1 protein-coding gene and 1 pseudogene are annotated in these 202 nt (G+C 47.5%); both read left to right on the top strand.

What is annotated here, in order from left to right; translation table 11 throughout:
• Window positions 1-85 (top strand): annotated as a pseudogene (locus tag FDX22_RS31630) (hypothetical protein); the annotation flags it as partial.
• Between the two features lie 14 nt (window positions 86-99).
• The coding region (locus tag FDX22_RS20795; RefSeq protein ID WP_304571792.1) for an antiterminator Q family protein at window positions 100-202 on the top strand (103 nt) is incomplete at its 3' end.

Raw genomic sequence — 202 nt, 5'->3', positions numbered from 1 at the left:
GGCATTTGAAGCGAAATATGGTGACCAGTTGATGCTTGTTTTTCGCGTTATAGATCGTGCGCTGGCAATCGGCGTACTGGCATGAATAGAGGAGATAACATGCGAGATATTCAGATGGCTTTAAAACGATGGGGCGGTTGGGTCGCTAGTGATAGTTCAGGAGTGAACTATTCTCCAGTAGCAGCAGGATTCAAGGGGCTGT

This window comes from Citrobacter sp. TBCS-14, assembly GCF_005280805.1.
Taxonomy (GTDB): Bacteria; Pseudomonadota; Gammaproteobacteria; order Enterobacterales; family Enterobacteriaceae; genus Citrobacter; species Citrobacter gillenii.
The sequence above is the reverse complement of the archived record's forward strand: the minus strand, read 5'-3'. Positions and strand labels throughout refer to the sequence as shown.